Annotated in this window: 20 protein-coding genes; 14 read left to right on the plus strand and 6 right to left on the minus strand. The window is 61.5% G+C overall.

Annotation, left to right across the window (positions count from 1 at the left end; genetic code table 11):
- Positions 1 to 24: 24 nt before the first annotated feature.
- The 5 genes from HBJ59_RS24450 to HBJ59_RS24470 are packed head-to-tail and all read left to right on the plus strand — an operon-like array spanning position 25 to position 7,391.
- Complete coding sequence (locus HBJ59_RS24450) at positions 25 to 1,854, plus strand: extracellular solute-binding protein (protein WP_167665011.1); 1,830 nt, start codon at positions 25 to 27, stop codon at positions 1,852 to 1,854.
- Positions 1,851 to 3,689, plus strand: coding sequence for an extracellular solute-binding protein (locus HBJ59_RS24455; protein ID WP_167665012.1), 1,839 nt, complete (start codon positions 1,851 to 1,853; stop codon positions 3,687 to 3,689). Before HBJ59_RS24450 ends, HBJ59_RS24455 begins: the two co-directional genes overlap by 4 nt.
- Before the next feature lies 1 nt (position 3,690).
- On the plus strand, positions 3,691 to 4,764 hold the full coding sequence (locus tag HBJ59_RS24460) for a microcin C ABC transporter permease YejB (protein ID WP_017477557.1): 1,074 nt from the start codon (positions 3,691 to 3,693) through the stop codon (positions 4,762 to 4,764).
- 1 nt (position 4,765) lies between these two features.
- Positions 4,766 to 5,785 carry an ABC transporter permease gene (locus HBJ59_RS24465; RefSeq protein ID WP_076013850.1) on the plus strand — a complete coding sequence of 340 codons (1,020 nt, stop codon included), beginning with the start codon at positions 4,766 to 4,768 and terminating at the stop codon, positions 5,783 to 5,785.
- Between the two features lies 1 nt (position 5,786).
- Entirely contained in the window at positions 5,787 to 7,391 is a 1,605-nt protein-coding gene (locus HBJ59_RS24470; protein WP_076013849.1) for an ABC transporter ATP-binding protein, read from the plus strand.
- Between the two features lie 27 nt (positions 7,392 to 7,418).
- Here HBJ59_RS24470 and HBJ59_RS24475 read toward each other — a convergent pair whose 3' ends face one another.
- Complete coding sequence (locus tag HBJ59_RS24475) at positions 7,419 to 8,264, minus strand: oxidoreductase (protein ID WP_167665013.1); 846 nt, start codon at positions 8,262 to 8,264, stop codon at positions 7,419 to 7,421.
- Between the two features lie 110 nt (positions 8,265 to 8,374).
- Between HBJ59_RS24475 and HBJ59_RS24480 the strand changes: the two genes are divergently transcribed.
- The 5 genes from HBJ59_RS24480 to HBJ59_RS24500 all read left to right on the plus strand — a co-directional run bounded on the left by HBJ59_RS24480 (position 8,375) and on the right by HBJ59_RS24500 (position 14,343).
- Complete coding sequence (locus HBJ59_RS24480) at positions 8,375 to 9,286, plus strand: LysR family transcriptional regulator (RefSeq protein ID WP_076013847.1); 912 nt, start codon at positions 8,375 to 8,377, stop codon at positions 9,284 to 9,286.
- A 96-nt stretch (positions 9,287 to 9,382) separates the two neighbouring features.
- Positions 9,383 to 9,913, plus strand: coding sequence for a sigma-70 family RNA polymerase sigma factor (locus tag HBJ59_RS24485; protein WP_167665014.1), 531 nt, complete (start codon positions 9,383 to 9,385; stop codon positions 9,911 to 9,913).
- Positions 9,910 to 10,869 carry a FecR domain-containing protein gene (locus tag HBJ59_RS24490; protein ID WP_167665015.1) on the plus strand — a complete coding sequence of 320 codons (960 nt, stop codon included), beginning with the start codon at positions 9,910 to 9,912 and terminating at the stop codon, positions 10,867 to 10,869. The genes HBJ59_RS24485 and HBJ59_RS24490 overlap by 4 nt, the downstream gene beginning before the upstream one ends.
- Positions 10,870 to 10,965: 96 nt before the next feature.
- On the plus strand, positions 10,966 to 13,434 hold the full coding sequence (locus HBJ59_RS24495; RefSeq protein WP_167665016.1) for a TonB-dependent receptor: 2,469 nt from the start codon (positions 10,966 to 10,968) through the stop codon (positions 13,432 to 13,434).
- 75 nt (positions 13,435 to 13,509) lie between these two features.
- Positions 13,510 to 14,343 carry an AraC family transcriptional regulator gene (locus HBJ59_RS24500; RefSeq protein WP_167665017.1) on the plus strand — a complete coding sequence of 278 codons (834 nt, stop codon included), beginning with the start codon at positions 13,510 to 13,512 and terminating at the stop codon, positions 14,341 to 14,343.
- Between the two features lies 1 nt (position 14,344).
- On the opposite strand, the gene HBJ59_RS24505 is transcribed toward HBJ59_RS24500, so the two are convergent.
- Together HBJ59_RS24505 and HBJ59_RS24510 are read right to left on the minus strand one after the other, a co-directional pair.
- A complete protein-coding gene (locus HBJ59_RS24505) occupies positions 14,345 to 14,932 on the minus strand; it encodes a LysE family translocator (RefSeq protein ID WP_076013843.1) in 588 nt (195 codons plus the stop codon).
- 85 nt (positions 14,933 to 15,017) lie between these two features.
- Entirely contained in the window at positions 15,018 to 15,728 is a 711-nt protein-coding gene (locus tag HBJ59_RS24510; RefSeq protein ID WP_167665018.1) for a FadR/GntR family transcriptional regulator, read from the minus strand.
- Between the two features lie 288 nt (positions 15,729 to 16,016).
- Between HBJ59_RS24510 and HBJ59_RS24515 the strand changes: the two genes are divergently transcribed.
- Positions 16,017 to 17,366 (plus strand): MFS transporter, encoded by a 1,350-nt coding sequence (locus tag HBJ59_RS24515; RefSeq protein ID WP_076013989.1) that lies wholly within the window; start codon positions 16,017 to 16,019, stop codon positions 17,364 to 17,366.
- Between the two features lie 10 nt (positions 17,367 to 17,376).
- Entirely contained in the window at positions 17,377 to 18,726 is a 1,350-nt protein-coding gene (gudD, locus tag HBJ59_RS24520) for a glucarate dehydratase (RefSeq protein WP_076013841.1), read from the plus strand.
- A 2-nt stretch (positions 18,727 to 18,728) separates the two neighbouring features.
- On the opposite strand, the gene HBJ59_RS24525 is transcribed toward gudD, so the two are convergent.
- Positions 18,729 to 19,616, minus strand: a complete 888-nt coding sequence (locus tag HBJ59_RS24525; protein WP_167665019.1) for an NAD(P)/FAD-dependent oxidoreductase — start codon at positions 19,614 to 19,616, stop codon at positions 18,729 to 18,731.
- 144 nt (positions 19,617 to 19,760) lie between these two features.
- Between HBJ59_RS24525 and HBJ59_RS24530 the strand changes: the two genes are divergently transcribed.
- Positions 19,761 to 20,210: an Rrf2 family transcriptional regulator gene (locus HBJ59_RS24530; protein ID WP_167665020.1), complete on the plus strand. Its 450-nt coding sequence runs from the start codon at positions 19,761 to 19,763 to the stop codon at positions 20,208 to 20,210.
- A 13-nt stretch (positions 20,211 to 20,223) separates the two neighbouring features.
- On the opposite strand, the gene HBJ59_RS24535 is transcribed toward HBJ59_RS24530, so the two are convergent.
- On the minus strand, positions 20,224 to 20,841 hold the full coding sequence (locus HBJ59_RS24535) for a TetR/AcrR family transcriptional regulator (protein WP_167665029.1): 618 nt from the start codon (positions 20,839 to 20,841) through the stop codon (positions 20,224 to 20,226).
- A 142-nt stretch (positions 20,842 to 20,983) separates the two neighbouring features.
- On the opposite strand from HBJ59_RS24535, the gene HBJ59_RS24540 reads away from it, so the two are divergent.
- The gene (locus tag HBJ59_RS24540; RefSeq protein ID WP_076013837.1) at positions 20,984 to 21,424 is read left to right on the plus strand and encodes a hotdog fold domain-containing protein; all 441 of its coding nucleotides are present in this window, start codon (positions 20,984 to 20,986) and stop codon (positions 21,422 to 21,424) included.
- Between the two features lie 230 nt (positions 21,425 to 21,654).
- Here HBJ59_RS24540 and HBJ59_RS31305 read toward each other — a convergent pair.
- The coding region (locus HBJ59_RS31305; RefSeq protein ID WP_218585953.1) for a hypothetical protein at positions 21,655 to 21,889 on the minus strand (235 nt) is incomplete at its 5' end.

The following is a 21,889-nucleotide window of genomic DNA, read 5'->3' on the forward strand; positions in this document are numbered from 1 at the left end:
AGCCGCCTGGATCGGATCTCTGACTTGAAGCGTCCCCTCCTTCTACTAATAAGTCTGGCCTTGAGCTTTTCCGCGAACGCGACCATCACCGAGAGCCACGGTTATGCGCAGTTCGGCACGCTCAAGTACCCGGCCAAATTCACCCACTTCGACTGGGTAAACCCCGCAGCGCCCAAGGGCGGCACTTTGCGGGTCATGGCGTTTGGCACCTTCGATACGCTCAACCCTTATACCTTCAAGGGTTCCAGCCCGGTTTCCACCGCCAACTTCCTGCAATACGGGGTCAACGAACTCAATGAGCCGTTGATGGTGGGTACCGGCCAGTACGCCCCTTCCGGCGATGAACCGACCTCCAGCTACGGCCTGATTGCCCAATCGGTGGAGTACAGCGAGGACCGCAGCTGGGTGGTGTTCAACCTGCGCCCCGAAGCGCGCTTCCACGATGGCAAACCGATCACCGCCTACGACGTGGCGTTTTCCTATCGCACGCTGCTGACCGAAGGCCACCCGCAGTACCGCACCAACCTGCAGGAAGTGGCCCGGGTCGACATCCTTAACCGGCATCGCATTCGCTTTGTGTTCAAGCGCGCCGGCAACCCGTTGCTGATCCTGCGTCTGGGGGAGCTGCCAGTATTGCCCCAGCATTACTGGAAAAACCGTGACTTCAAGGCCACCACCTTCGAGCCGCCGCTGGGCAGCGGGCCTTACCGCATCAGCAAGGTCACGCCGGGGCGGCAACTGGTGTTCGAACGGGTGAAGGATTACTGGGGCAAGGACCTGGCGGTCAACCGTGGTTTCTATAACTACGACAAGGTCGAGGTGGAGTTTTACCGCGACAGCGACGTAGCCTTCGAAGCCTTCAAGGCCGGCGAGTTCGATATCTATATCGAGCACCAGGCGAAGAACTGGGCCAACGGCTACAACTTCCCGGCGGTCAACCGTGGGGAGGTGATCAAGGCGCAGATCGCCCACCAGATCCCGACCCAAAGCCAGGGCCTGTTCATGAACAGCCGGCGCCCGGCCTTCAGCCAGGCCAAGGTGCGCGAAGCCCTGGGCTTGATGTTCGATTTCGAGTGGACCAACCGCACCCTGTTCAGCGGCGCCTATAAACGCACCCTCAGCTACTACCCCAACAGCGAATTCTCCGCCACCGGCGTGCCGACCGGCCATGAATGGCTGATGCTCTCGCCCTATCGCGATCAACTGCCGGCCAACCTGTTTACCCAGCCGTTCAGCCTGCCCCAGACCGACGGTCGCGGCATCCCCCGGGACACCATGCGCCGCGCCCTCGCGTTGCTCGCCGAAGCCGGCTGGAAGCTGTCCGGGCAACGTTTGCTCAACCGTGACGGGCTGCCGCTGCGCCTGGAAATCCTGCTGGTGAATCCGAACCTGGAGCGCATCCTGCAGCCCTATGTCGAAAACCTGACAAGCATCGGCGTCGAAGCCCGCTTGCGCACGGTAGACCGCGCACAGTACAAACAACGCCTCGATCAATTCGACTTCGACATGATTCTGATGACCCTCAACCAGACCCTCAGCCCCGGCCTTGAGCAGTGGCAGTATTTCCACTCCAGCCAGGCGGGGATCAAGGGCAGCAAGAATTACGCAGGCATCGCCAACCCGGTGGTCGACCATCTGCTGGAACAGTTGCTGGCGGCGCAAACCCGTGAAGAACAATTGGCAGCCGGGCGAGCGCTCGACCGCGTCCTGCTGTGGCAGCACTACAGTATTCCCAACTGGTACCTCAACTATCATCGCCTGGCGTACCGCAACCGGTTCGCCTTCGTCACCACGCCGCCCTACAGCCTGGGCCTGAGCGCATGGTGGCTGAAAGCTTCGGAGAAAGCCCAATGATGCCTTTGCGTACTGCGATCCTTGGCAGCCTGTTGTTGTGCGGCGCAGCCACTGCGGCCCCACAACATGCGCTGACCCTGTACAACGAACCACCGAAGTACCCCGCCGATTTCAAGCATGTCGATTATGTAAATCCCGACGCACCCAAGGGCGGTACCTTTCGCGAGTCCAGCATGGGCGGCTTCGACAGCCTCAACCCCTTCATCAGCAAGGGCGTGCCGGCGGACAATATCGGCCTGATCTACGACACCCTCGCCCAGCAAAGCCTGGACGAACCCATCACCGAATACGGCCTGGTGGCCGGCAAGATCGAAAAGGCCCCGGACAACAGCTGGGTGCGTTTCTACATTCGCCCCGAAGCGCGCTTCCACGACGGCCACCCGATCCGTGCCGAAGACGTGGTGTTCAGCTTCCAGACGCTGATGAAGGACGGCTCGCCGATCTACAAGACCTACTACGCCGACGTCGACGAAGTGGTCGCTGAAGACCCGCTGCGGGTGCTGTTCAAGTTCAAGCGCACCAACAACCGCGAACTGCCGCTGATCCTCGGGCAATTGACGGTATTGCCCAAGCATTACTGGGAGGGGCGCGACTTCTCCAAGGGCAACCTGGAGATTCCGCTGGGCAGCGGCCCGTACAAGGTGGCCGAGGTCAAGGCCGGGCGTTCGATCCGCTACGAGCGGGTCAAGAACTACTGGGCCAAGGACCTGCCCATCAACAAGGGCTTCTACAACTTCGATTACCGCGTCACCGATTACTACCGCGACAACACCGTGGCCCTCGAAGCACTCAAGGCCGGGCAGTTCGATTACTGGCTGGAAATCAGCGCGAAAAACTGGGCCAACGCCTACAACACCCCCGCCGTCACCCAGGGTCGCCTGATCAAGGAAGAAATTCCCAACGGCAACCCCACCGGCATGCAGGGCTTCGTGTTCAACATCCGTAAACCGATGTTCCAGGACGTACGGGTACGCAAGGCCATCAGCCTGCTGCTGGACTTTGAATGGAGCAACAAACAACTGTTCAGTGGCGCCTACACCCGCAGCCGCAGCTATTTCGAAAACTCCGAGATGGCCGCCACCGGCCTGCCCGGCCCGGCTGAGCTGGCGATTCTGGAACCGCTGCGAGACAAGGTCCCGCCTCAGGTATTCACCGACGCCTTCGAGCCTTCCAAGACCGACGCCAGCGGCATGATCCGCACCCAGCAGCGCGAGGCCTATCAGTTGCTGCAAGAGGCCGGCTGGAAGATCGTCGACGACAAGATGGTCGACACCACCGGCAAACCGGTGACCATCGAGTTCCTGCTGGCCCAAACCGAGTTCGAACGCATCCTGTTACCGTTCAAGCGCAACCTGGCGGACTTGGGGATCGACCTGGTGATTCGCCGGGTCGACATCTCGCAGTACATCAACCGCATCCGCTCGCGGGATTTCGACATGGTGGTGGGCAGCTTCCCGCAGTCCTCCTCGCCGGGTAACGAACAGCGCGAGTTCTGGAAGTCGTCCAGCGCCGACAAGCCCGGCAGCCGCAACTACATCGGCCTGAAAGACCCGGCCATCGACCAGTTGGTGGAAGAACTCATCGACTCCGACTCGCGCAAGAGCCTGGTGGCCCACGCCAAGGCCCTCGATCGCGTGCTGCAGTTCGGCTACTACGTGATCCCCAACTGGCACATCAAGACCTTCCGCGTGGCGTATTGGGACCACCTCGGCCATCCGAAAGTCTCACCACGCTATGACGTCGGCACCGCCACCTGGTGGAGCAAACCCGACGCGAAACCGGCAATAACCGTGGACACCAACCAGAGCGCCGATCCGGCGAGCGGGGGCGACTGAGATGCTGGCCTATATTGTTCGTCGACTGCTGCTGATCATCCCGACCCTGTTCGGCATTTTGCTGATCAACTTTGTGATCATCCAGGCCGCCCCCGGTGGCCCGGTGGAACAGATGATCGCCAAGCTCGAAGGCTTTGAAGGTGCCACCAGCCGGATTGCCGGCGGCGGTGCCGAAGTCTCGGTGGCCGGCTCCAGCTATCGCGGCGCCCAGGGCCTGGACCCGGCACTGGTGAAGGAAATCGAGAAAATGTACGGCTTCGACAAGTCGGCGCCGGAACGCTTGTGGATCATGGTCAAGAACTACGCCCGGCTGGATTTTGGCGACAGCTTCTTTCGCGACGCCAAGGTCATCGACCTGATCAAGGAAAAGATGCCGGTGTCCATCTCCCTCGGGTTGTGGAGCACCCTGATCATGTACCTGGTGTCGATCCCCCTGGGAATCGCCAAGGCCACGCGACACGGCAGCCATTTTGACGTGTGGACCAGTTCGGCGATCATCGTCGGCTACGCGATCCCGGCGTTCCTGTTTGCGATCCTGCTGATCGTGGTGTTCGCCGGCGGCAGTTACTTCGACTGGTTTCCGTTACGCGGGCTGACGTCCAACAACTTCGACGAGTTGAGCTGGGGCGGCAAGATCCTCGATTACTTCTGGCACCTCGCCCTGCCCGTGACCGCGTTGGTGATCGGCAACTTCGCGACCATGACCCTGCTCACCAAAAACAGCTTCCTGGACGAGATCAACAAGCAGTACGTGGTCACCGCCAAGGCCAAGGGCCTGACCAATCACCGCGTGCTCTACGGCCACGTGTTCCGCAACGCAATGCTGCTGGTGATTGCCGGCTTCCCGTCGGCCTTTATCGGCATCTTCTTTACCGGCTCGTTGCTGGTGGAAGTGATCTTCTCCCTCGACGGCCTGGGCCTGATGAGCTTCGAAGCGGCGATCAACCGCGACTACCCGGTGGTGTTTGGCACGCTGTTTATCTTCACCCTGCTGGGGCTGGTGGTGAAACTGATCGGTGACCTCACCTACACCCTGGTCGATCCGCGCATCGACTTCGCCAGCCGGGAGCATTGAGATGAATCTATCCCCCCTCAATCGTCGCCGGTTCGAGCGCTTCAAGGCCAACAAGCGTGGCTGGTGGTCGCTGTGGTTGTTCCTGATCCTGTTCGGCCTGAGCCTGGGCGCCGAGTTGATCGCCAACGACAAGCCACTGGCGGTGCATTACGACGGCGACTGGTATTTCCCGGCGCTCAAGCGCTACCCCGAGACCACCTTCGGCGGCGAATTCCCGCTGGAAGCCAACTACAAGAGCCCGTATATCCGGGAGCTGCTCAAGGCCAAGGATGCCTGGACCTTGTGGGCGCCGATTCCGTACAGCTACCAGAGCATCAACTACGACCTGAAAGTTCCGGCACCGGCCCCGCCGTCACGGGACAACCTGTTGGGCACCGATGACCAGGGCCGCGATGTGCTGGCGCGAGTGATCTACGGGTTCAGGATTTCCGTGCTGTTTGCCCTGACGTTGACTGTACTCAGTTCGATCATCGGCGTGATCGCCGGGGCCTTGCAGGGTTTCTACGGTGGCTGGGTCGACCTGGCCGGGCAGCGCTTCCTGGAGATCTGGTCTGGCTTGCCGGTGCTGTATTTGCTGATCATCCTCGCCAGTTTCGTGCAGCCCAATTTCTGGTGGCTGCTGGGGATCATGCTGCTGTTTTCCTGGATGAGCCTGGTGGACGTGGTGCGCGCCGAATTCCTGCGCGGGCGTAACCTGGAATACGTGCGGGCGGCGCGGGCGCTGGGGATGCAGAACGGCGCGATCATGTTCCGCCATATCCTGCCCAACGCCATGGTCTCCACCATGACCTTCATGCCGTTCATCCTGACCGGCGCCATCGGCACCCTCACCGCCCTGGACTTCCTGGGCTTTGGCCTTCCGGCCGGCTCGCCGTCCCTGGGTGAGCTGGTGGCCCAGGGCAAATCCAACCTGCAGGCGCCGTGGCTGGGCATGAGTGCGTTTGCCGTGCTGGCGATCATGTTGAGTCTGCTGGTGTTTATCGGCGAGTCCGCTCGCGATGCCTTCGACCCGAGGAAATGAGATGAATCAGGACAATCTGATCGAAGTCCGCGACCTCTCCGTCGAGTTCGTCGTAGGCAACAGCCACCAGCGTGTGGTGAACAACGTCAGCTTCGATATCAAGCGCGGCGAAACCCTGGCCCTGGTGGGCGAAAGCGGTTCCGGCAAGTCGGTCACGGCGCATTCGATCCTGCGCCTGCTGCCCTACCCGCTGGCGCGCCATCCTTCGGGGACGATTCAGTACGCCAACCACGACTTGCTGACCCTGAAAGAAAAGACCATCCGGCATATTCGCGGCAACCGGATTGCGATGATCTTCCAGGAGCCGATGACCTCGCTGAACCCGCTGCACTCGATCGAGAAGCAGATCAACGAAGTGCTCGGCCTGCACAAGGGATTGACCGGCAAGATCGCCACCAAACGCACCCTGGAGTTGCTGGAGCTGGTAGGCATCCCCGAGCCCCACAAGCGTCTCAAGGCCCTGCCCCACGAGCTGTCCGGTGGCCAGCGCCAGCGGGTGATGATCGCCATGGCCCTGGCCAACGAGCCTGAGCTGCTGATTGCCGACGAACCGACCACGGCACTCGACGTCACCGTGCAGTTGAAGATCCTGGAGCTGCTCAAGGAATTGCAGGCGCGCCTGGGCATGGCCTTGCTCTTGATCAGCCATGACTTGAACCTGGTCAGGCGCATCGCCCACCGGGTATGCGTGATGCAAAAAGGCTGCATCGTCGAGCAGGCCGAGTGCGAAACCCTGTTCCAGTCGCCGCAGCATCCGTACACCCAGGAGCTGCTTGCAGCTGAACCCAGCGGCGGCCCTGCCACCAATGAAATTGGCCCTCCGCTGCTGGAAGTCGACGACCTGAAAGTCTGGTTCCCGATCAAGAAAGGCTTCCTGCGCAACACCATCGATTACGTCAAGGCGGTAGACGGCATCAACTTCAGCCTGCCACAGGGCCAGACGTTGGGCATCGTTGGTGAAAGCGGCTCGGGCAAATCCACCCTGGGCCTGGCAATTTTGCGGCTGATTGCGAGCAAGGGCGGCATCCGCTTCGAAGGCCATCAGATGGATAAGCTGAGCCAGCAACAGGTGCGACCGCTGCGCCGGGAAATGCAGGTGGTGTTCCAGGACCCGTTCGGCAGCCTGAGCCCGCGCATGTGCGTGAGCGAGATCGTCGGCGAAGGCCTGCGTATCCACAAAATGGGCACCGCGGCCGAGCAGGAAGCAGCGATTATTGCCGCGCTCAAGGAAGTAGGCCTGGACCCGGAAACCCGCAATCGCTACCCCCACGAATTCTCTGGTGGGCAACGCCAGCGCATCGCAATCGCCCGCGCGCTGGTGCTCAAGCCCCGGCTGATTTTGCTGGATGAACCGACCTCGGCCCTCGACCGCACCGTGCAACGGCAAGTGGTGGAACTGCTGCGCAACCTGCAGGCCAAGTACAACCTGACCTACCTGTTCATCAGCCACGACCTGGCCGTGGTCAAGGCCTTGAGTCACCAGTTGATGGTGGTCAAGCACGGGCAGGCGGTTGAACAAGGGGAGGCATCTGCGATCTTCGCCAACCCCCAGCATGCCTACACCCGGCAACTGCTGGAGGCGGCGTTTTTGGTGCCCGGCCCCTAGTAGTAGAACCACCGTAGCAGCTGGGTGTCAGAAATCGGTTGAGGCCGACAGCTCACGCCAGGCGGCGGTCTCCTCCTTGACGTAAGCCAGTTTGTCCTCGATCGCCTGCAACGTGTCGGTGCCCAAGGCCAGGCGCATCGGTGGATACGGCGCTTCCACCAATTTGATCATGGCCACTGCCAGTAGCTCCGGATTACCCGGTTGCTGCTGGTTGTAGACCTTGGCCAGCTTACGCACCTCGCCGGACGTGGCGGCGTAGTCGCCAATGATCAACGGCGACTCCACCAGGGAGTTGCCGTCCAGGAAGTCAGTACGGAAATAACCCGGCTCAACCACCGTCACCTTGACGCCCAAGGGGGCGAGTTCTGCGTGCAGCGCTTCGCTTAAACCTTCAACGGCAAACTTGGTCGAGCAATACGTGCCGAATCCCGCCCCCGAACGGAAGCCGCCTACCGACGAAATATTGATCACATGCCCACTGCGCGCCTGGCGCATGAACGGCAATACACCGCGGGTGACATTGAGCAGGCCGAAGACATTGGTTTCGTACAAGCGGCGAACCTCATCGGCAGACGCCTCCTCCACCGCACCCAGCAAGCCAAAACCGGCATTGTTGACCAATACATCGATGCGCCCGAAGTGCTCGACGGCGGCGCGGGCAACGTCGGCTGCCTGGGTTTCGTCGGTCACATCCAACTGTACGGCCAGCAGGCCAGGCTGCGCGCCGAAACGCTCGATGACTGCCTGGGCATTTCGGGCTGTCGCCACCACCGCATCGCCGTGGGCCAGCGCTGCCGCGACGATTTTCGCGCCGATGCCTCGGGAAGCCCCGGTTACCAGCCAAACACGCTTGAAGGAATGTGCCGTTGTCATGATCCGTACCTGATGGAGTGAAAGTGAAGTAAAGGTACGCCGTGGCATTAGCCGGAAAAATCGTCTCGTGCTACAAGCACTATGAAACTCTCTTTCATAATGGCGCGCCGATGAACCTTGATCCCTTCAATGGCTTGACCGAGTTCCTGGCCGTGGCCGAGCTGAAGAACTTCACCCAAGCCGCTGCACGTCTCGGCGTAACGCCGACGGCCGTCAGCCATGCGGTAAAAACCCTGGAGAAGCGCACGGGTGTAGTGCTGTTCCAACGCACCACGCGGCGAGTGGCGCTGACCGAGGCCGGGATGACGCTTTACAGCCGCCTGCGCCCCGCCGCCGGGGAGATCGACGACGCGCTGGCGGCCCTCATTGGCTACCGCGACCGGCCGATGGGTACCTTGCGCCTGACGGTGCCGAGGTTGTCCGGCAAGCTGCTGATCGAGCCGTTGATCCCACTCTTTCGCGAGGCGTTTCCGGATGTGGTGCTCGACATTTCCCTCGACGATGCCGCCGTGGACCTGGTGACCCAGGGCTTCGACGCCGGTATTCGCCTGGGGGAATCCATCGACAAGGATATGGTCGCCGTACGCCTGACACCGGACTTGAAGTGGTCGGTGGTGGGCTCCCCCGGCTACTTCGCCAAGGCCGGCAAGCCGCAAACCCCGGAAGCACTCACCGCCCATCAAACCATCGGCTATCGCTTCCTGACCTCGGGCGTGGCACACCGCTGGGAATTCGAGCGGGCGGGCCGGGAATTCACGGTCGGTGTTCAAGGCGCACTGATCGTCAATGACCGTAACCTGATGATCGCCGCCGCGAGAGCAGGCCAGGGCCTGGCGTACGTGAGTGATTTTGAAGTGATGGAGGACCTGGCTTCAGGCGCACTGGAACAAGTGCTCCAATCTTTCGTCCCGCCAAGCAGCGGGCTGTACCTGTATTTCCCCGCCCGAACCCAGAGCCAGCCGAAACTGCGGGCCTTTATCGACTTGGCCACCGCGTGGATTGCTGAGAAGCGTGGGCGCTGACATTGCTGCAAAAGCAAACCAATATCATTTGCGCAGTGCCCGGCCCTTTGGTTTAATCGCGACCAATTCTTATTTACGCCAAGGCTTCCACGCCACATGGATACTGTGTCGACCTCGCCCACCTCGTTCAGCGACCTCTACGGCAATCACCACGCCTGGCTGCTGGGGCTGCTGCGCAGGCGCCTGAGCAATCGCTGGGACGCGGCGGACCTGGCCCACGACACCTTCATCCGGGTACTCAAGCGCCCGCCGGCCGAAGCCGATGAGACGCAGGAGCGCTCCTATCTGGCGACCATCGCCCGGGGTCTGTGCATCGACCACTGGCGCCGTCGCCAACTGGAGCAAGCCTGGCTGCAAAGCCTCGCGGATCGGCCGCAAGCGCTGCAACCGTCGCCGGAGCAGCGGGCGATCATCGTCGAAACCCTCTACGAAGTGGACGCCATGCTCGCCCGCCTGCCCCACAAGGTGCGCGAAGCGTTCCTGCTGGCGCAGTTGCACGGCATGCCCTACAAGCAGATCGGCGAACAGCTCGGGGTGGGCGAACGGATGGTGAAAAAATACCTGGCCCAGGCGCTGTTGCATTGCGCGGTGCTCGAAGCGGAACTGGACGGGATGCTCGTGGAGTGACCAACCCTGGAAAACTCAGCCATGCCAGCCTGGAACAGGCTGCCCAATGGTACGTGCGCCTGCAGGATCAGCCAGAGGCTGCCCAGCACTGGCAGGCATGGCTCGGACAAAGTCCGGAACACCAGGCTGCCTGGGGTTATGTAGAGCGGGTCAGCCAACGCTTTGCGCCGCTGGCCGAGCAACCCCAGGGCGCCAGCCGCGCCCTGCGCACCTCTCGGCGCCAGACCCTCAAGACCCTGCTGGTGCTGTGCGCCGGGTCAACGCTGGCCTGGGGCACTTGGCGCAACACTGCCTTGCCCCGGCTGGTGGGGGGCTGGAGTGCGGATTACGCAACCGCCAGCGGTGAAACCCGCGAAGCGCTGCTGGACGATGGCAGCCGCCTGTGGCTGAACGCCTTGAGCGCTCTGGATGTACGTTTTGACCGGGTCCAGCGCTTGCTGCACCTGCGCTTCGGCGAAGTGCTGGTCGAGACCGCCAAGGACCCGAACCGCCCGTTCCTGGTGGAGACTCAACAGGGTCGCCTGCGGGCACTCGGGACCCGCTTCAGCGTGTTGCAGGACGGCGACAGCACCTTGCTCAATGTGTTTGAAGGCCGGGTCGAAGTGCGCACCGCCGCCAGCCAGCAACAACGAATCATCGAGGCCGGGCAACAAGTGACCTTCACCCGCGACGGGTTCAACCTTGATTCACCCGCATCCGCCACCCGTGAAGCCTGGAGCCGTGGCGTGTTGCTGGCTGACAACCTGCCGCTTGGCCAACTGGTCGCCGAGCTCAACCGCTATCGACCCGGCCACCTGGGCTGTGATCCGGCCGTGGCGCAATTGCCGGTGATGGGCTCGTTCCCCCTCAAAGACAGCGACCACGCACTGCGCCTGCTACAGGCCGCGCTGCCGATTCAGGTCGACACACTCATGCCGTGGTGGGTCACGGTCAGGCCCAAACATCCAGGCGCATAAAAACTTTCAGCCGTCAGTTCCCTTTTTCAAAACTCGTTCGGTTAACCCTGCAGATGCTTTTAATTCGCCGATCGATTTGATCCAAAGGGAATGTTCATGTCGCAACCCGCTCGCTTCACTTTGCGCCCGCTGGCGCTGGCCGTTACCGCTACCTTGCTGTGCCTGGGCGCGCTCGACGCGCAAGCCGCCGAGTCGCCGTCGACCCAGGAAACGGCCCGCAACTACAGCATCGCCGCCGGCTCGCTGGTCAATGTGTTGAACAGCTTCGCCGAGCAGTCCGGGATCTTTATCGCCGGCCACAACGGCCTGGCCTCCGGCAAGACCAGCCCGGGCCTGACAGGCAGCTACACCCCGGCCAGCGGTTTGCAGCGCCTGTTACAGGGCAGCGGCTTGCAGGCCCAGCCCCAGGGCAACAACGGCTACGTGCTGGAGTTGATTCCGGCCAACACCGGCGCCCTGGAACTGGGCGCCACCACCATCTCCGGCGAAGGCCTCGGCGCCACCACCGAAGACACTCATTCTTACACCACCGGCGCCATGGCCTCGGCCACCGGCCTGGCGCTGTCGATGCGCGAGACGCCGCAGTCGGTGACGGTGATCACCCGCCAGCAAATGGACGACCAGGGCTCCACCAGCATCGCCGACACCCTGCGCCGCGCACCGGGCGTGAGCGTGCAGAACTACGACAGCGAACGCTGGGAGTTTTCCAGCCGCGGCCTGCCGATCACCAATTTCCAGTACGACGGCGTCAACTCCACCTACGACGGCGTGTATGACTACGGCACCACCAGCACCGACATGGCGGTGTATGACCGACTGGAAATCATCAAGGGTTCGGCGGGCCTGATGTCCGGTTCGGGCGACCCCTCGGCCACGGTCAACCTGATTCGCAAAAAGCCTACCCGGGACTTCAAGGCCTCCGTCACGCAGACCTTCGGCTCGTGGGACAACTACCGCACCGAAGGCGATATTTCCGGGCCGCTGACCGACTCCGGTAATGTGCGCGGGCGTTTTGTCGGCGTGTACCAGGATCGCCAGTCGTACCTGGACCACTACCAGAACACCAAGGACATCGCCTACGGCATTCTCGAAGCGGACCTGACGCCGGACACCCTGCTGACCTTTGGCATCGACCAACAAGACACCCGCTCCCGTGGCGCCAGCTGGACCGGTTTCCCGATGTACTTCAGCAACGGTGCACGCACCGACTTCTCGCGTTCCTTCAACCCGGCCGCCGACTGGAGCCGCCGCGACTTCCAGAACCAGACCCTGTTTGCCTCGGTGCAACAAAAGCTGGCGAACGACTGGTCGCTGAAAGTCAGCCTCGATCGCAAGCGCAGCCAGCACGACACCCTGCTCGCCTCCGCCAGCGGCGGCAACCCGGACCCGGTCACGGGCGATGGGATGTACATGTTCATGGGTAAGTACAAGGGTGACCAGGTGCAAAACACCCTGGACATCAACCTCAATGGCCCCTTCAGCCTGTTCGGGCGCGAGCATGAATTGATCATGGGCTTCATGGCCACCCGCTCCAAACAGGACGTGCCGGTGTACGGTTCGGTCTACCCGCCCGTGGGCGGCAGCATTTATGACTGGCGTGGCGAATACCCGAAACCCGATATCCCCCGCAGCGGCCAGAACGACATCGTGCAACGCCAGACCGGCGCGTACCTCGCCACGCGCTTGAAACCCACCGATGACCTGTCGGTGATCCTGGGCACCCGCGTCAGTAACTTCAGCGGCACCGACAACACCGACTTCTATGACCCGACCAAGGCCGACAACCGCATGACCTATCGCCAGTCGGGCGTGGTCACGCCCTATGCCGGGATCGTCTACGACCTCAATGACGTCTGGTCGGTCTACACCAGCTACACCAAGATCTACAAGCCGCAGAACAGCAAGGACGCCGACCGCAAGTTGCTCGATCCGATTGAAGGCGACACCTACGAAGCCGGGCTCAAGGCAGCGTTTTTCGACGGCCGCCTGAACGCCAGCTTCGCCGTATTCCGCATCGAACAGGACAACGTTGCGCAGTACGTTTCCGGGTTTGAGACCGACTCGGTGTATCGCCCGATTGCCGGTGCCACCACCAAGGGCTTTGAAGTCGAACTGGCCGGTGAAGTGCTGGATGGCTGGAACGTTTCGGCGGGCTACACCTACCAGCACTCCCGCGATGCCAATGGCGATTACGTCTACGGCTCCGTACTGCAAACCACCACGCCGCAGCAAGTGGTGCGGTTGTTCAACACCTATCGCCTGCCCGGAGCCCTGGAGAACCTGACGGTGGGTGGCGGCGTGAACTGGCAGAGCGAGTTCTTCGGCAATGTGTTCCAGCCGGACCCCAACGACTCGATGAATTTCGGCCACAACTCACGCATCACCCAGGACAGCTACTTCCTGGTGGACGTGATGGCGCGCTACCGCTTCAACGAGCACTTGAGCACCACGTTGAACGTGAAGAATCTGTTCGATAAAAAGTACTACACCGGCCTGGGCAACTTCGGCACCGGTTTCTACGGCGAGCCGCGCAGCCTGCAATTGGCGACCCGCTGGGATTTCTGACCTGCGATCGTGGCGGCTCAGTCGATGCCTGTGTAATGATCTGCGCTCGATCTTGTTCGAGATGGAGCTGCAGACATGTCGCTGAACGCCACTGATCAACTGTCACGGGCACCGCGCTTCTGGCGCGACGAAACCCTGTCCTTTATCGAGGCGCGGACCATCTCTGACGGGCGCAAAGTCTGCTATACCCGGCATTCCCATGAGCATTTTTCCATCGGCGCAATCACCGCCGGCAAGAGCCTGTACCTCCATGGTGTGTCCACCTTCCAGATCAGCGCCGGCACCGTAGTGCTGATGAACCCTGGCGATGTCCACGCCTGCAATCCTCTCTACGACCAGCCCTGGTCGTATCACATGCTGTACATCGACACGGCCTGGCTGACGGACCTGCAGCACCAGTTGGGCTTCAGTACCGAGCTGGGTTTTCGCCCGTTCACTGCCACTCATACTCGCGACGTCGTGCTGTATAGCGGTTTGATCGAGCTGTATGAGGTATTGGTGGACGAGCAAGCGGAACACCTGCACAAGCAGAGCGCCGCGGTGAGTTTCTTTACCGAGGTCCAGCAACGGCTCAACCCCTCGACGACACCGTTGCGTGAGGTGAATCAAAAGCTGGAACGGGCGGCCGAGTACATTCGTGAGCACTGCACCGAGGCCCTGAAACTGGAGGCTATCTGCCAAGTCGCCGAGCTGTCGCCGTCGTACCTGATCCGCGCATTCAAGCAGTATTACGGCATGACGCCCCATGCGTTCCTGGTCAACCGCCGCATCCAGTTTGCGCGCGCACAACTGCGCAATGGCGAGCTGATTGCCGACGTGGCACTGGCCGCCGGTTTCGCCGATCAGGCGCATTTCCAACGCACCTTCAAACAACATCTGGCGGCCACGCCCGGGCAATACCGCGGCTGACTTACGCCAGCAGCAAATACCCCACGCTGGCCACCAGCAACGCCGCCATCGAGCGATTGAACAGGCGCATGCCCTGGGGGTTACTCAGGTAGCGTCGCAGGAAGGTCCCGGCGTAGGCCCAGCACGCCACCGACAGGTAGCAAATCACCAGGTAGATCGCCGCAAACAGCCAGACTTGCTGTGCATCGCCATCGGCGACAAACAGCCCCATGCCTGCCACGCACGCCAACCAGGCCTTGGGGTTGAGCCACTGCATGATCGCGCCGTAGAGCATCGAGGGCGCCGTGGCCGTGCCTTCAGCGTCCAGTCGCCCATCGTCCACCGCCAGCTTCCAGGCCATGTACAACAGGAAAGCCACCCCGCCCCATTGAATCAACTGGGTCAGCAGCGGCCAGCGCACCAGCACCTCGTGCAGCCCCAGGCCAATCAATACCAACAGCAAGGTGAATCCCAGCGCCGCCCCGGCCACGTGTTTTTGGCTGGCGGCAAACCCAAAGCGCGCCCCGGAGCTGATGGCCACGACATTCACCGGTCCCGGCGTGATGGAAGTGGCCAGGGCGAAGGCGGCCATGGAAATGATCAAGCTCATTGCAGTTCCTTGTTGTTATGCAGGTATGAGCTGAACCTTAAGGGGAAGACGGATCGCGGTATTGAAGAAAATGCCCCTGGCGAGCCTACTCCCCTGTCATCCGCTCCATGCTGTTGCTCAAGTGCAGCAGCATGGCGGCTCTGGCGGCATCCGGGTCCTGGCGGCGAATGGCTTTCAGGATCGCCTCGTGCTCAAGGTTCGCCAGGCGCCCCAACTCCATCAGGTCCGCGTCGCCGCGCTCTTCGGCGTTGATTCGGGTGCGCGGAATTACCGAGTTGCCCAGGTGATAAATCACGTCGGTGAAATAGGTGTTGCCGGTGGCCTGGGCGATCAGGCGATGGAAGCGCACGTCGGGTTCAACGGCGCTGTCGTTATTGGCCAGTGAGTCCTGGTAATCATCCAGTGCCTGGCGCATCTGCTGCAGTTGTTCGTCGGTACGGCGAAGGGCTGCCAACGCCGCTGCCTGGGTTTCCAGGCCCATGCGCAGCTCAAGAATGCCGCGCACGCTGGCCGCGGTGTCGTGGGTCAGGTGCAGGCCTTGGCGTTCGTCGCGCTCCAGCACAAAGGTGCCGACACCGTGGCGGGTTTCCACCAGCCCGGCGGCCTGCAATTTGGAGAGTGCTTCGCGTACCACCGTGCGGCTGACACCGTACTCACCCACGATAGCGGACTCGGACGGCAGCTTCTCACCCGGCGCCATCTGGCCCAGGAGAATCTGCTGGGTCAATGCGGTGACGATATCGTGGGCAAGGCCCGGGGAGCGCTTGCGATTAAGTGCCGAGGTGGGGTTTTGCATCAGGAATTCCGTTCAGGGGCGCCTGGCAATACTAGCATTCTTATAAGCCCTAACTTGTATGACAACAAACAAATACCTGTAGGAGCGAGCTTGCTCGCGAAAAAGCCAGCCACACCGCAAACCTTCAACATTACCGCGTAATCGTTGAGGATTTTCGCGAGCAAGCTCGCTCCTACAAAGTGTTGCCATCTCTGAAATTGCAGTTGTATGATGTCTATCAAGTTGTCAGACATCTCTGGTAACCCAAGCAGTTCCCCGCACAACAATAATCAGTGGGAGTTTTACCTCGTGACCTCTTCCAGCCCTGCGACAGCTGCGCCTGCCACCGACCCGGTCCTGGCCCGCGCGATCAAGAAAGTGAAGAGCCACGTGCTCCCGCTCTTCGTGATCATGTTCATCGTCAACTACATCGACCGCGTCAACATCGGCTTTGTGCGTACCCATATGGAACACGACCTGGGCATCGGTGCGGCCGCCTACGGCTTCGGCGCCGGGTTGTTTTTCATCGGCTACGCGCTGTTCGAAGTGCCGTCCAACATGCTCCTGCAAAAAGTCGGCGCGCGCATCTGGCTGACACGCATCATGTTCACCTGGGGCATCACCGCGACGTTGATGGCCTTCATCCAGAATGAAACCCACTTCTACATCCTGCGCTTCCTGCTGGGCGTGGCCGAAGCCGGCTTCTTCCCCGGGGTGATCTACTATTTCACCCGCTGGTTGCCCGGTGTCGAACGCGGCAAGGCGATTGCGATTTTCCTCAGCGGCTCGGCCCTCGCCTCGCTGATCTCCGGCCCCTTGTCGGGCGTGCTGTTGCAAATCACCGGCCTTGGTCTGCACGGCTGGCAGTGGATGTACATCATCGAAGGCATGGCCTCGGTGCTGCTGTGCTTTTTCGTGTGGTTCTGGCTCGACTCCAAGCCCCACGACGCCAAATGGCTCAGCCTTGAAGAAAAGGATGCGCTGGTGGGCGAGATCGACCGCGAACAGCGCGAGCGTGACGCCGCCACCACGGTCAAGCCGACCCTGGGCAAGCTGCTCAAGGACCGCCAGATCATGCTGTTCTGTGCCCTGTACTTCTGCATCCAGCTCACCATCTACGCCGCCACTTTCTGGCTGCCGAGCATCATCAAAAAGATGGGCGACCTGAGCGACATTCAGGTGGGCTTCTACAACTCGATCCCGTGGTTGATTTCCATCATCGCGATGTATGCCTTCGCTGCCTTGGCGGGCAAGTTCAAGTTCCAGCAAGCGTGGGTCGCGGCGGCACTGTTGATCGCTGCCGTCGGGATGTTCCTGTCCACCACCGGCGGGCCGATCTTTGCCTTTATCGCGATCTGCTTTGCGGCGATTGGCTTCAAGTCGGCGTCCTCGCTGTTCTGGCCAATTCCCCAGGGTTACCTGGATGCGCGGATCGCGGCGGCAGTGATTGCGTTGATCAACTCCATCGGCAACCTCGGCGGGTTTGTCGCACCCACCACCTTTGGTTTCCTGGAACAGACCACCGGTTCGATCCAGGGCGGTTTGTATGGCCTGGCGGGCACTTCGATCCTTGCGGCGATCCTGGTGTTTTTTGCCAGGACACTGCCTGCACCGACCACCAGCAGCGTGCTGCAACCCGCCCCCGTCTTGAGCAAATAAGGACTACACGATGAACACAGAACACCAGCACCACGCCAACGGCGCCCCGGTCGTTACCGGCCTGCAAGTCATCCCGGTGGCCGGCCACGACAGCATGCTGCTCAACCTCAGCGGCGCCCACGGGCCGTTTTTCACGCGCAATATCGTGATCCTTACCGACAGCGCCGGCCGTACCGGCGTCGGTGAAGTACCGGGTGGAGAACGCATCCGCGAAACCCTCGAAGACGCCCGCAGCCTGGTGATCGGCAAGCCCATCGGCCAGTACCAGAGCATCCTCAATGCCATGCGCCAGACCTTCGCCGCGCGGGATTCGGCGGGCCGGGGTTTGCAGACGTTTGACCTGCGCGTCACCATCCATGCCGTCACGGCGATGGAAGCCGCGCTCCTGGATTTGCTCGGCCAATTCCTCGAAGTCCCGGTCGCTGCACTCTTGGGTGAAGGCCAGCAGCGCGATGCGGTGAAGATGCTCGGCTACCTGTTCTACATCGGTGATCGCCAGCAAACCGACCTGGCCTATCGCAGTGAAGACAATGCCGAGGACTGGTTCCGCCTGCGGCACGAACAGGCCATGACCCCCGAAGCCATCGTGCGCCTGGCTGAGGCGGCCAAGGCGCAATACGGTTTCAATGACTTCAAACTCAAGGGCGGCGTACTGCGCGGCGCCGAAGAAATCGAAGCGGTCACGGCGCTGGCCGAACGCTTCCCCGATGCGCGCATCACCCTGGACCCCAACGGCGCCTGGTCGCTGAAAGAGGCCATTGCGCTGTGCCGCGACCAGCACCATGTGCTGGCCTACGCCGAAGACCCTTGTGGTGCGGAAAACGGTTACTCCGGGCGTGAAGTCATGGCCGAATTCCGCCGTGCCACCGGGCTGCCGACCGCCACCAACATGATCGCCACCGACTGGCGGGAAATGGGGCACGCGATCCAGTTGCAGTCCGTGGACATTCCGCTGGCCGATCCACACTTCTGGACCATGCAAGGCTCCGTGCGCGTGGCGCAGATGTGCCACGAATGGGGCCTGACCTGGGGCTCGCATTCCAACAACCACTTCGATATTTCCCTGGCGATGTTCACCCAGGTGGCCGCCGCCGCGCCGGGGGAAATCACTGCCATCGACACCCACTGGATCTGGCAGGACGGCCAGCGGTTGACCAAGGCTCCATTGAAGATCGTCGACGGGCATATCAAGGTCCCGGCCAAACCGGGCCTGGGCATAGACATCGACATGGACGCCGTGGCCCACGCCCACGAACTGTACAAAGGCATGGGTTTGGGTGCGCGTAATGACAGCGTGGCGATGCAGTTCATGATTCAGGGCTGGACGTTCGATAACAAGCGGCCGTGCCTGGTGCGCTGACCTCAGTTGAAGATCATCGAAAAGTGCGCGCCCACCCCGGCGCGCACGCCCTCGCCTACTGCCAGCGCTACCGAACCGCCGGCCAGGTTGGCGTCACCACAGGCAAACACGCCGGGCACCGTGGTCTGGCGCGTCTCGTTGGTCAGCAGATAAGGTCCGGTCGGTCCTTCGACAAACTCACACCCCAACTGCTCGGCCAGCGGGCTGGCCATGCGCGTTCGGGACATGGTGAACATACCGTCCAGGGCGATCACCCGGCCGTCTGCCAACTCCACATCCGCCCGCTCACCGACAATCCGCCGCACCGCCTGGCTTTCGACGCTGACCCCGCGCCGATCCAGTTGCGCCTGCTGTTCGGCATCCGGCACAAACACGCCGTTGGTAAATAGCGTGGTGGTGCCCCAGTCCGGCAGCATCATGGCGTGATGCATCGCCAGCGGTGACGTCGCCAGCACGCCGATGCGGCCTTGATTCAACTCATAGCCGTGGCAATACGGGCAATGGAACACCTGCTTGCCCCAGCGCTCTTTCAGCCCCTCGACCTCGGGCAACTCATCCACCACGCCGGTGGCGAGAATCAGGCGCTTAGCGTTGAAATCACCGTTGCAGCGGGTTTGCACCACGAAACCGCCCTGGTTTTGAATCGCTTCAAGGGCCGTGTCCTGCACCCAGGTCACCGTCGGATACTCCATCAACTGCCCTCGCCCTTCGGCGGCGATCAGCTCCGGCGGCTGACCATCCTGGCCGAGGAAACCATGGGAGGTGGCCGCAAACCGATTGCGCCGCTGCCCGGCGTCAATCACCAGCACCTTGCGCCGAGCCCGCACGAGTTGCAGGCCGGCAGACATTGCGGCGTAGCTGCCGCCCACGATAATCACGTCGTAAACCATGAAGATGACCTCTCTGGTGGCCCTTGCATCGATTGCCGGGCACTCACGACACACCATAAGTTACGTAAAAATACCTCGTCAAGAGTCTCGCAACTCTAATCGTTACGAACGATACTTTCGGGCAGGAAATCCAGAGGCTTGCAGATGAGAAACGACACCCGACTTTCGCGCATGCTCCACGTGCTGATCCACATGGGCCGCCACGAGGAACGCGCCACCTCGGAGACCATCGCGCAGATGCTCGGCACCAACGCGGTGGTGGTGCGCCGCACCCTCGGCCTGCTCAAGGAGAAGGGTTATGTGCGTTCTGAAAAAGGCCATCAGGGCGGCTGGAGCCTGGGCAAACCCTTGAGTGAGATCACGTTGCTGGACATCCACAACGCCCTCGGCACGTCGTCGATCTTTGCCGTCGGCTTATCCACTGATCACCCGCAATGCCTGGTAGAACAGGCCGTCAACGCGGCGCTGAACCAGGCGTTTGATGACGCCCAGGCGTTGCTGCTGCAGCGTTTGGGAGAGGTGACGCTGGCGCAGTTGGCGGATGATTTTGACGAGCGCTACAAGGTAGCGATGACACCAGCGCCGTGCGCGTAATGCCTTCGGCGCCCTAAGCGCCGCCCACCGAACGCCACGCGGCCTCGGCCAGGGTCTCGCGATAGAGTCGCGGGCTGCTGGTCGCCCGCCCGGCCAGCCAGGCGCGGCAGTAGGTATCGGCCTGGCCGATGATCAGTGCCGGCAGCAGCTCGGCCGGTACCTGATTAAGCTGATCAGCACGCCCAGGTAGCCCCATCCAATCCTTCAGCACTGCATTGCGCGCCTGGTTGCGGCTTTCCAGCTCGGCGGCGAATGGCCCCTTGGTCACGGCGAAATGCGCGTGGTACTGGAAACGCGCCCATTGCGGTTCGCTGTCCACCCAATCGACATAGCTGTGGACCAGCGCATACACGCCCTCCTTTGCCGTTTCGGCCGATTCAAGATAGCGCCCACGCAATTCGGCTTGATCTTCCAGCGCGGTAAAAAACAGCGCGGCGACCAGGCCTTCCTTGTTGCCGAAGTGGTGATAGATCGCGCCGACGCTGGTGTCGCAGCGTGCGCGGATCATCTCGATGGTGGTGGCTTCAAGGCCCTGTTCGTTGAACAGGTCGAGGGCTGACTTGAATATATCGCGCTTCAATTCGGCCCTTCGACCAGGGAAGCAACGCTGGAGCAGATCCGGGGTTTGCATGCTGAACACGAACTCAATCGTTGAAGAAAGGATAAGCCTGGGCAGCTTGACAGATTTCCCATGGGCAGAATACTGTTCCGTTACAGAACATTATTCTGTATTGGAACAATATTCCGTAACCTTACCAGAATGAGGCAGCACCATGAGTCAGGCTCTTAGCATGTTCAATAGTGTCGGTCCCGAAGCGTTCAGCAAACTGGCGTGCCAGATGGCGCCCTACTTCAGCACGATCAATCCGTTGATGACCCAGTTGCGTCCGGGGTTTGCTTCGGTGGAGGTGCCGTTCAGCAAGGCAATCACTAATCACCTGGGAACAGTGCATGCGATTGCCATGTGCAACGCTGCGGAACTGGCGGCGGGGACGATGACCGACGTATCCGTGCCGCCGGGTGCGCGGTGGATTCCCAAGGGGATGACGGTGGAGTACTTGGCCAAGGCTAAAAGCAGCGTGACGGCGACGGCCAGTGGTGAGGGGATTGACTGGCAAACGGCGGGTGACAAGGTAGTGCCGGTGGAGATGCTGGATGCGGAGGGGAAATTGGTGTTTACCGCGCGGATTATCATGAACGTGAAATTGGGGTGATGGTGTTGGTGGTTGGGACGGGGGGCATATCCGTTTCTTCGGTTATGGCTGATATGGGTTCCGCTCTTACAGCGGCTCACTTTTGAACAGCGCAAAAGTAAGCAAAACGCTCTTGCCCCACCACTCGGCACCTCGCTTGGGCTCGGTGTGCCCTCACTCCGGCTTTGGAGCGTGGGCCGCCGCGATGGGCCATCCTTGGCCCAGCGCGGCTAACCCGGCGTCCTGCCGGGTTACCCACGCTCCAAAGCCTGCGTTCGGCCAGCGTGGTTTAACGGGGCGCCTAAGATCAAGATCAAAAGCAGATCAAGGGCACAGCGGCCTACAGGCCGGCTTAAGTGTGGTGAAGCAACAGCAACAGCAAGATCAGAAGCTAAAGCGGGCACGGTCCAAATGTGGGAGCGGGCTTGCTCGCGAAGGTCGTTAACGATGACGCGGGCATCCTGATTCAACACGGCGTTCTCAGGT

It is taken from the genome of Pseudomonas sp. AN3A02 (genome assembly GCF_011765255.1).
Taxonomy (GTDB): Bacteria; Pseudomonadota; Gammaproteobacteria; order Pseudomonadales; family Pseudomonadaceae; genus Aquipseudomonas.

What these genes read in the sequence shown, in the direction of transcription:
- HBJ59_RS24455 (WP_167665012.1), top strand. Translation starts at nt 1,851, where the DNA reads ATGATGCCTTTGCGTACTGCGATCCTTGGCAGCCTGTTGTTGTGCGGC.
- HBJ59_RS24480 (WP_076013847.1), top strand. Translation starts at nt 8,375, where the DNA reads ATGAACCTTGATCCCTTCAATGGCTTGACCGAGTTCCTGGCCGTGGCC.
- HBJ59_RS24475 (WP_167665013.1), bottom strand. Translation starts at nt 8,264, where the DNA reads ATGACAACGGCACATTCCTTCAAGCGTGTTTGGCTGGTAACCGGGGCT.
- HBJ59_RS24530 (WP_167665020.1), top strand. Translation starts at nt 19,761, where the DNA reads ATGAGAAACGACACCCGACTTTCGCGCATGCTCCACGTGCTGATCCAC.
- HBJ59_RS24495 (WP_167665016.1), top strand. Translation starts at nt 10,966, where the DNA reads ATGTCGCAACCCGCTCGCTTCACTTTGCGCCCGCTGGCGCTGGCCGTT.
- HBJ59_RS24510 (WP_167665018.1), bottom strand. Translation starts at nt 15,728, where the DNA reads ATGCAAAACCCCACCTCGGCACTTAATCGCAAGCGCTCCCCGGGCCTT.
- HBJ59_RS24485 (WP_167665014.1), top strand. Translation starts at nt 9,383, where the DNA reads ATGGATACTGTGTCGACCTCGCCCACCTCGTTCAGCGACCTCTACGGC.
- HBJ59_RS24525 (WP_167665019.1), bottom strand. Translation starts at nt 19,616, where the DNA reads ATGGTTTACGACGTGATTATCGTGGGCGGCAGCTACGCCGCAATGTCT.
- HBJ59_RS24465 (WP_076013850.1), top strand. Translation starts at nt 4,766, where the DNA reads ATGAATCTATCCCCCCTCAATCGTCGCCGGTTCGAGCGCTTCAAGGCC.
- HBJ59_RS24500 (WP_167665017.1), top strand. Translation starts at nt 13,510, where the DNA reads ATGTCGCTGAACGCCACTGATCAACTGTCACGGGCACCGCGCTTCTGG.
- HBJ59_RS24505 (WP_076013843.1), bottom strand. Translation starts at nt 14,932, where the DNA reads ATGAGCTTGATCATTTCCATGGCCGCCTTCGCCCTGGCCACTTCCATC.
- HBJ59_RS24535 (WP_167665029.1), bottom strand. Translation starts at nt 20,841, where the DNA reads ATGCAAACCCCGGATCTGCTCCAGCGTTGCTTCCCTGGTCGAAGGGCC.
- HBJ59_RS24460 (WP_017477557.1), top strand. Translation starts at nt 3,691, where the DNA reads ATGCTGGCCTATATTGTTCGTCGACTGCTGCTGATCATCCCGACCCTG.
- HBJ59_RS24540 (WP_076013837.1), top strand. Translation starts at nt 20,984, where the DNA reads ATGAGTCAGGCTCTTAGCATGTTCAATAGTGTCGGTCCCGAAGCGTTC.
- gudD (WP_076013841.1), top strand. Translation starts at nt 17,377, where the DNA reads ATGAACACAGAACACCAGCACCACGCCAACGGCGCCCCGGTCGTTACC.
- HBJ59_RS24470 (WP_076013849.1), top strand. Translation starts at nt 5,787, where the DNA reads ATGAATCAGGACAATCTGATCGAAGTCCGCGACCTCTCCGTCGAGTTC.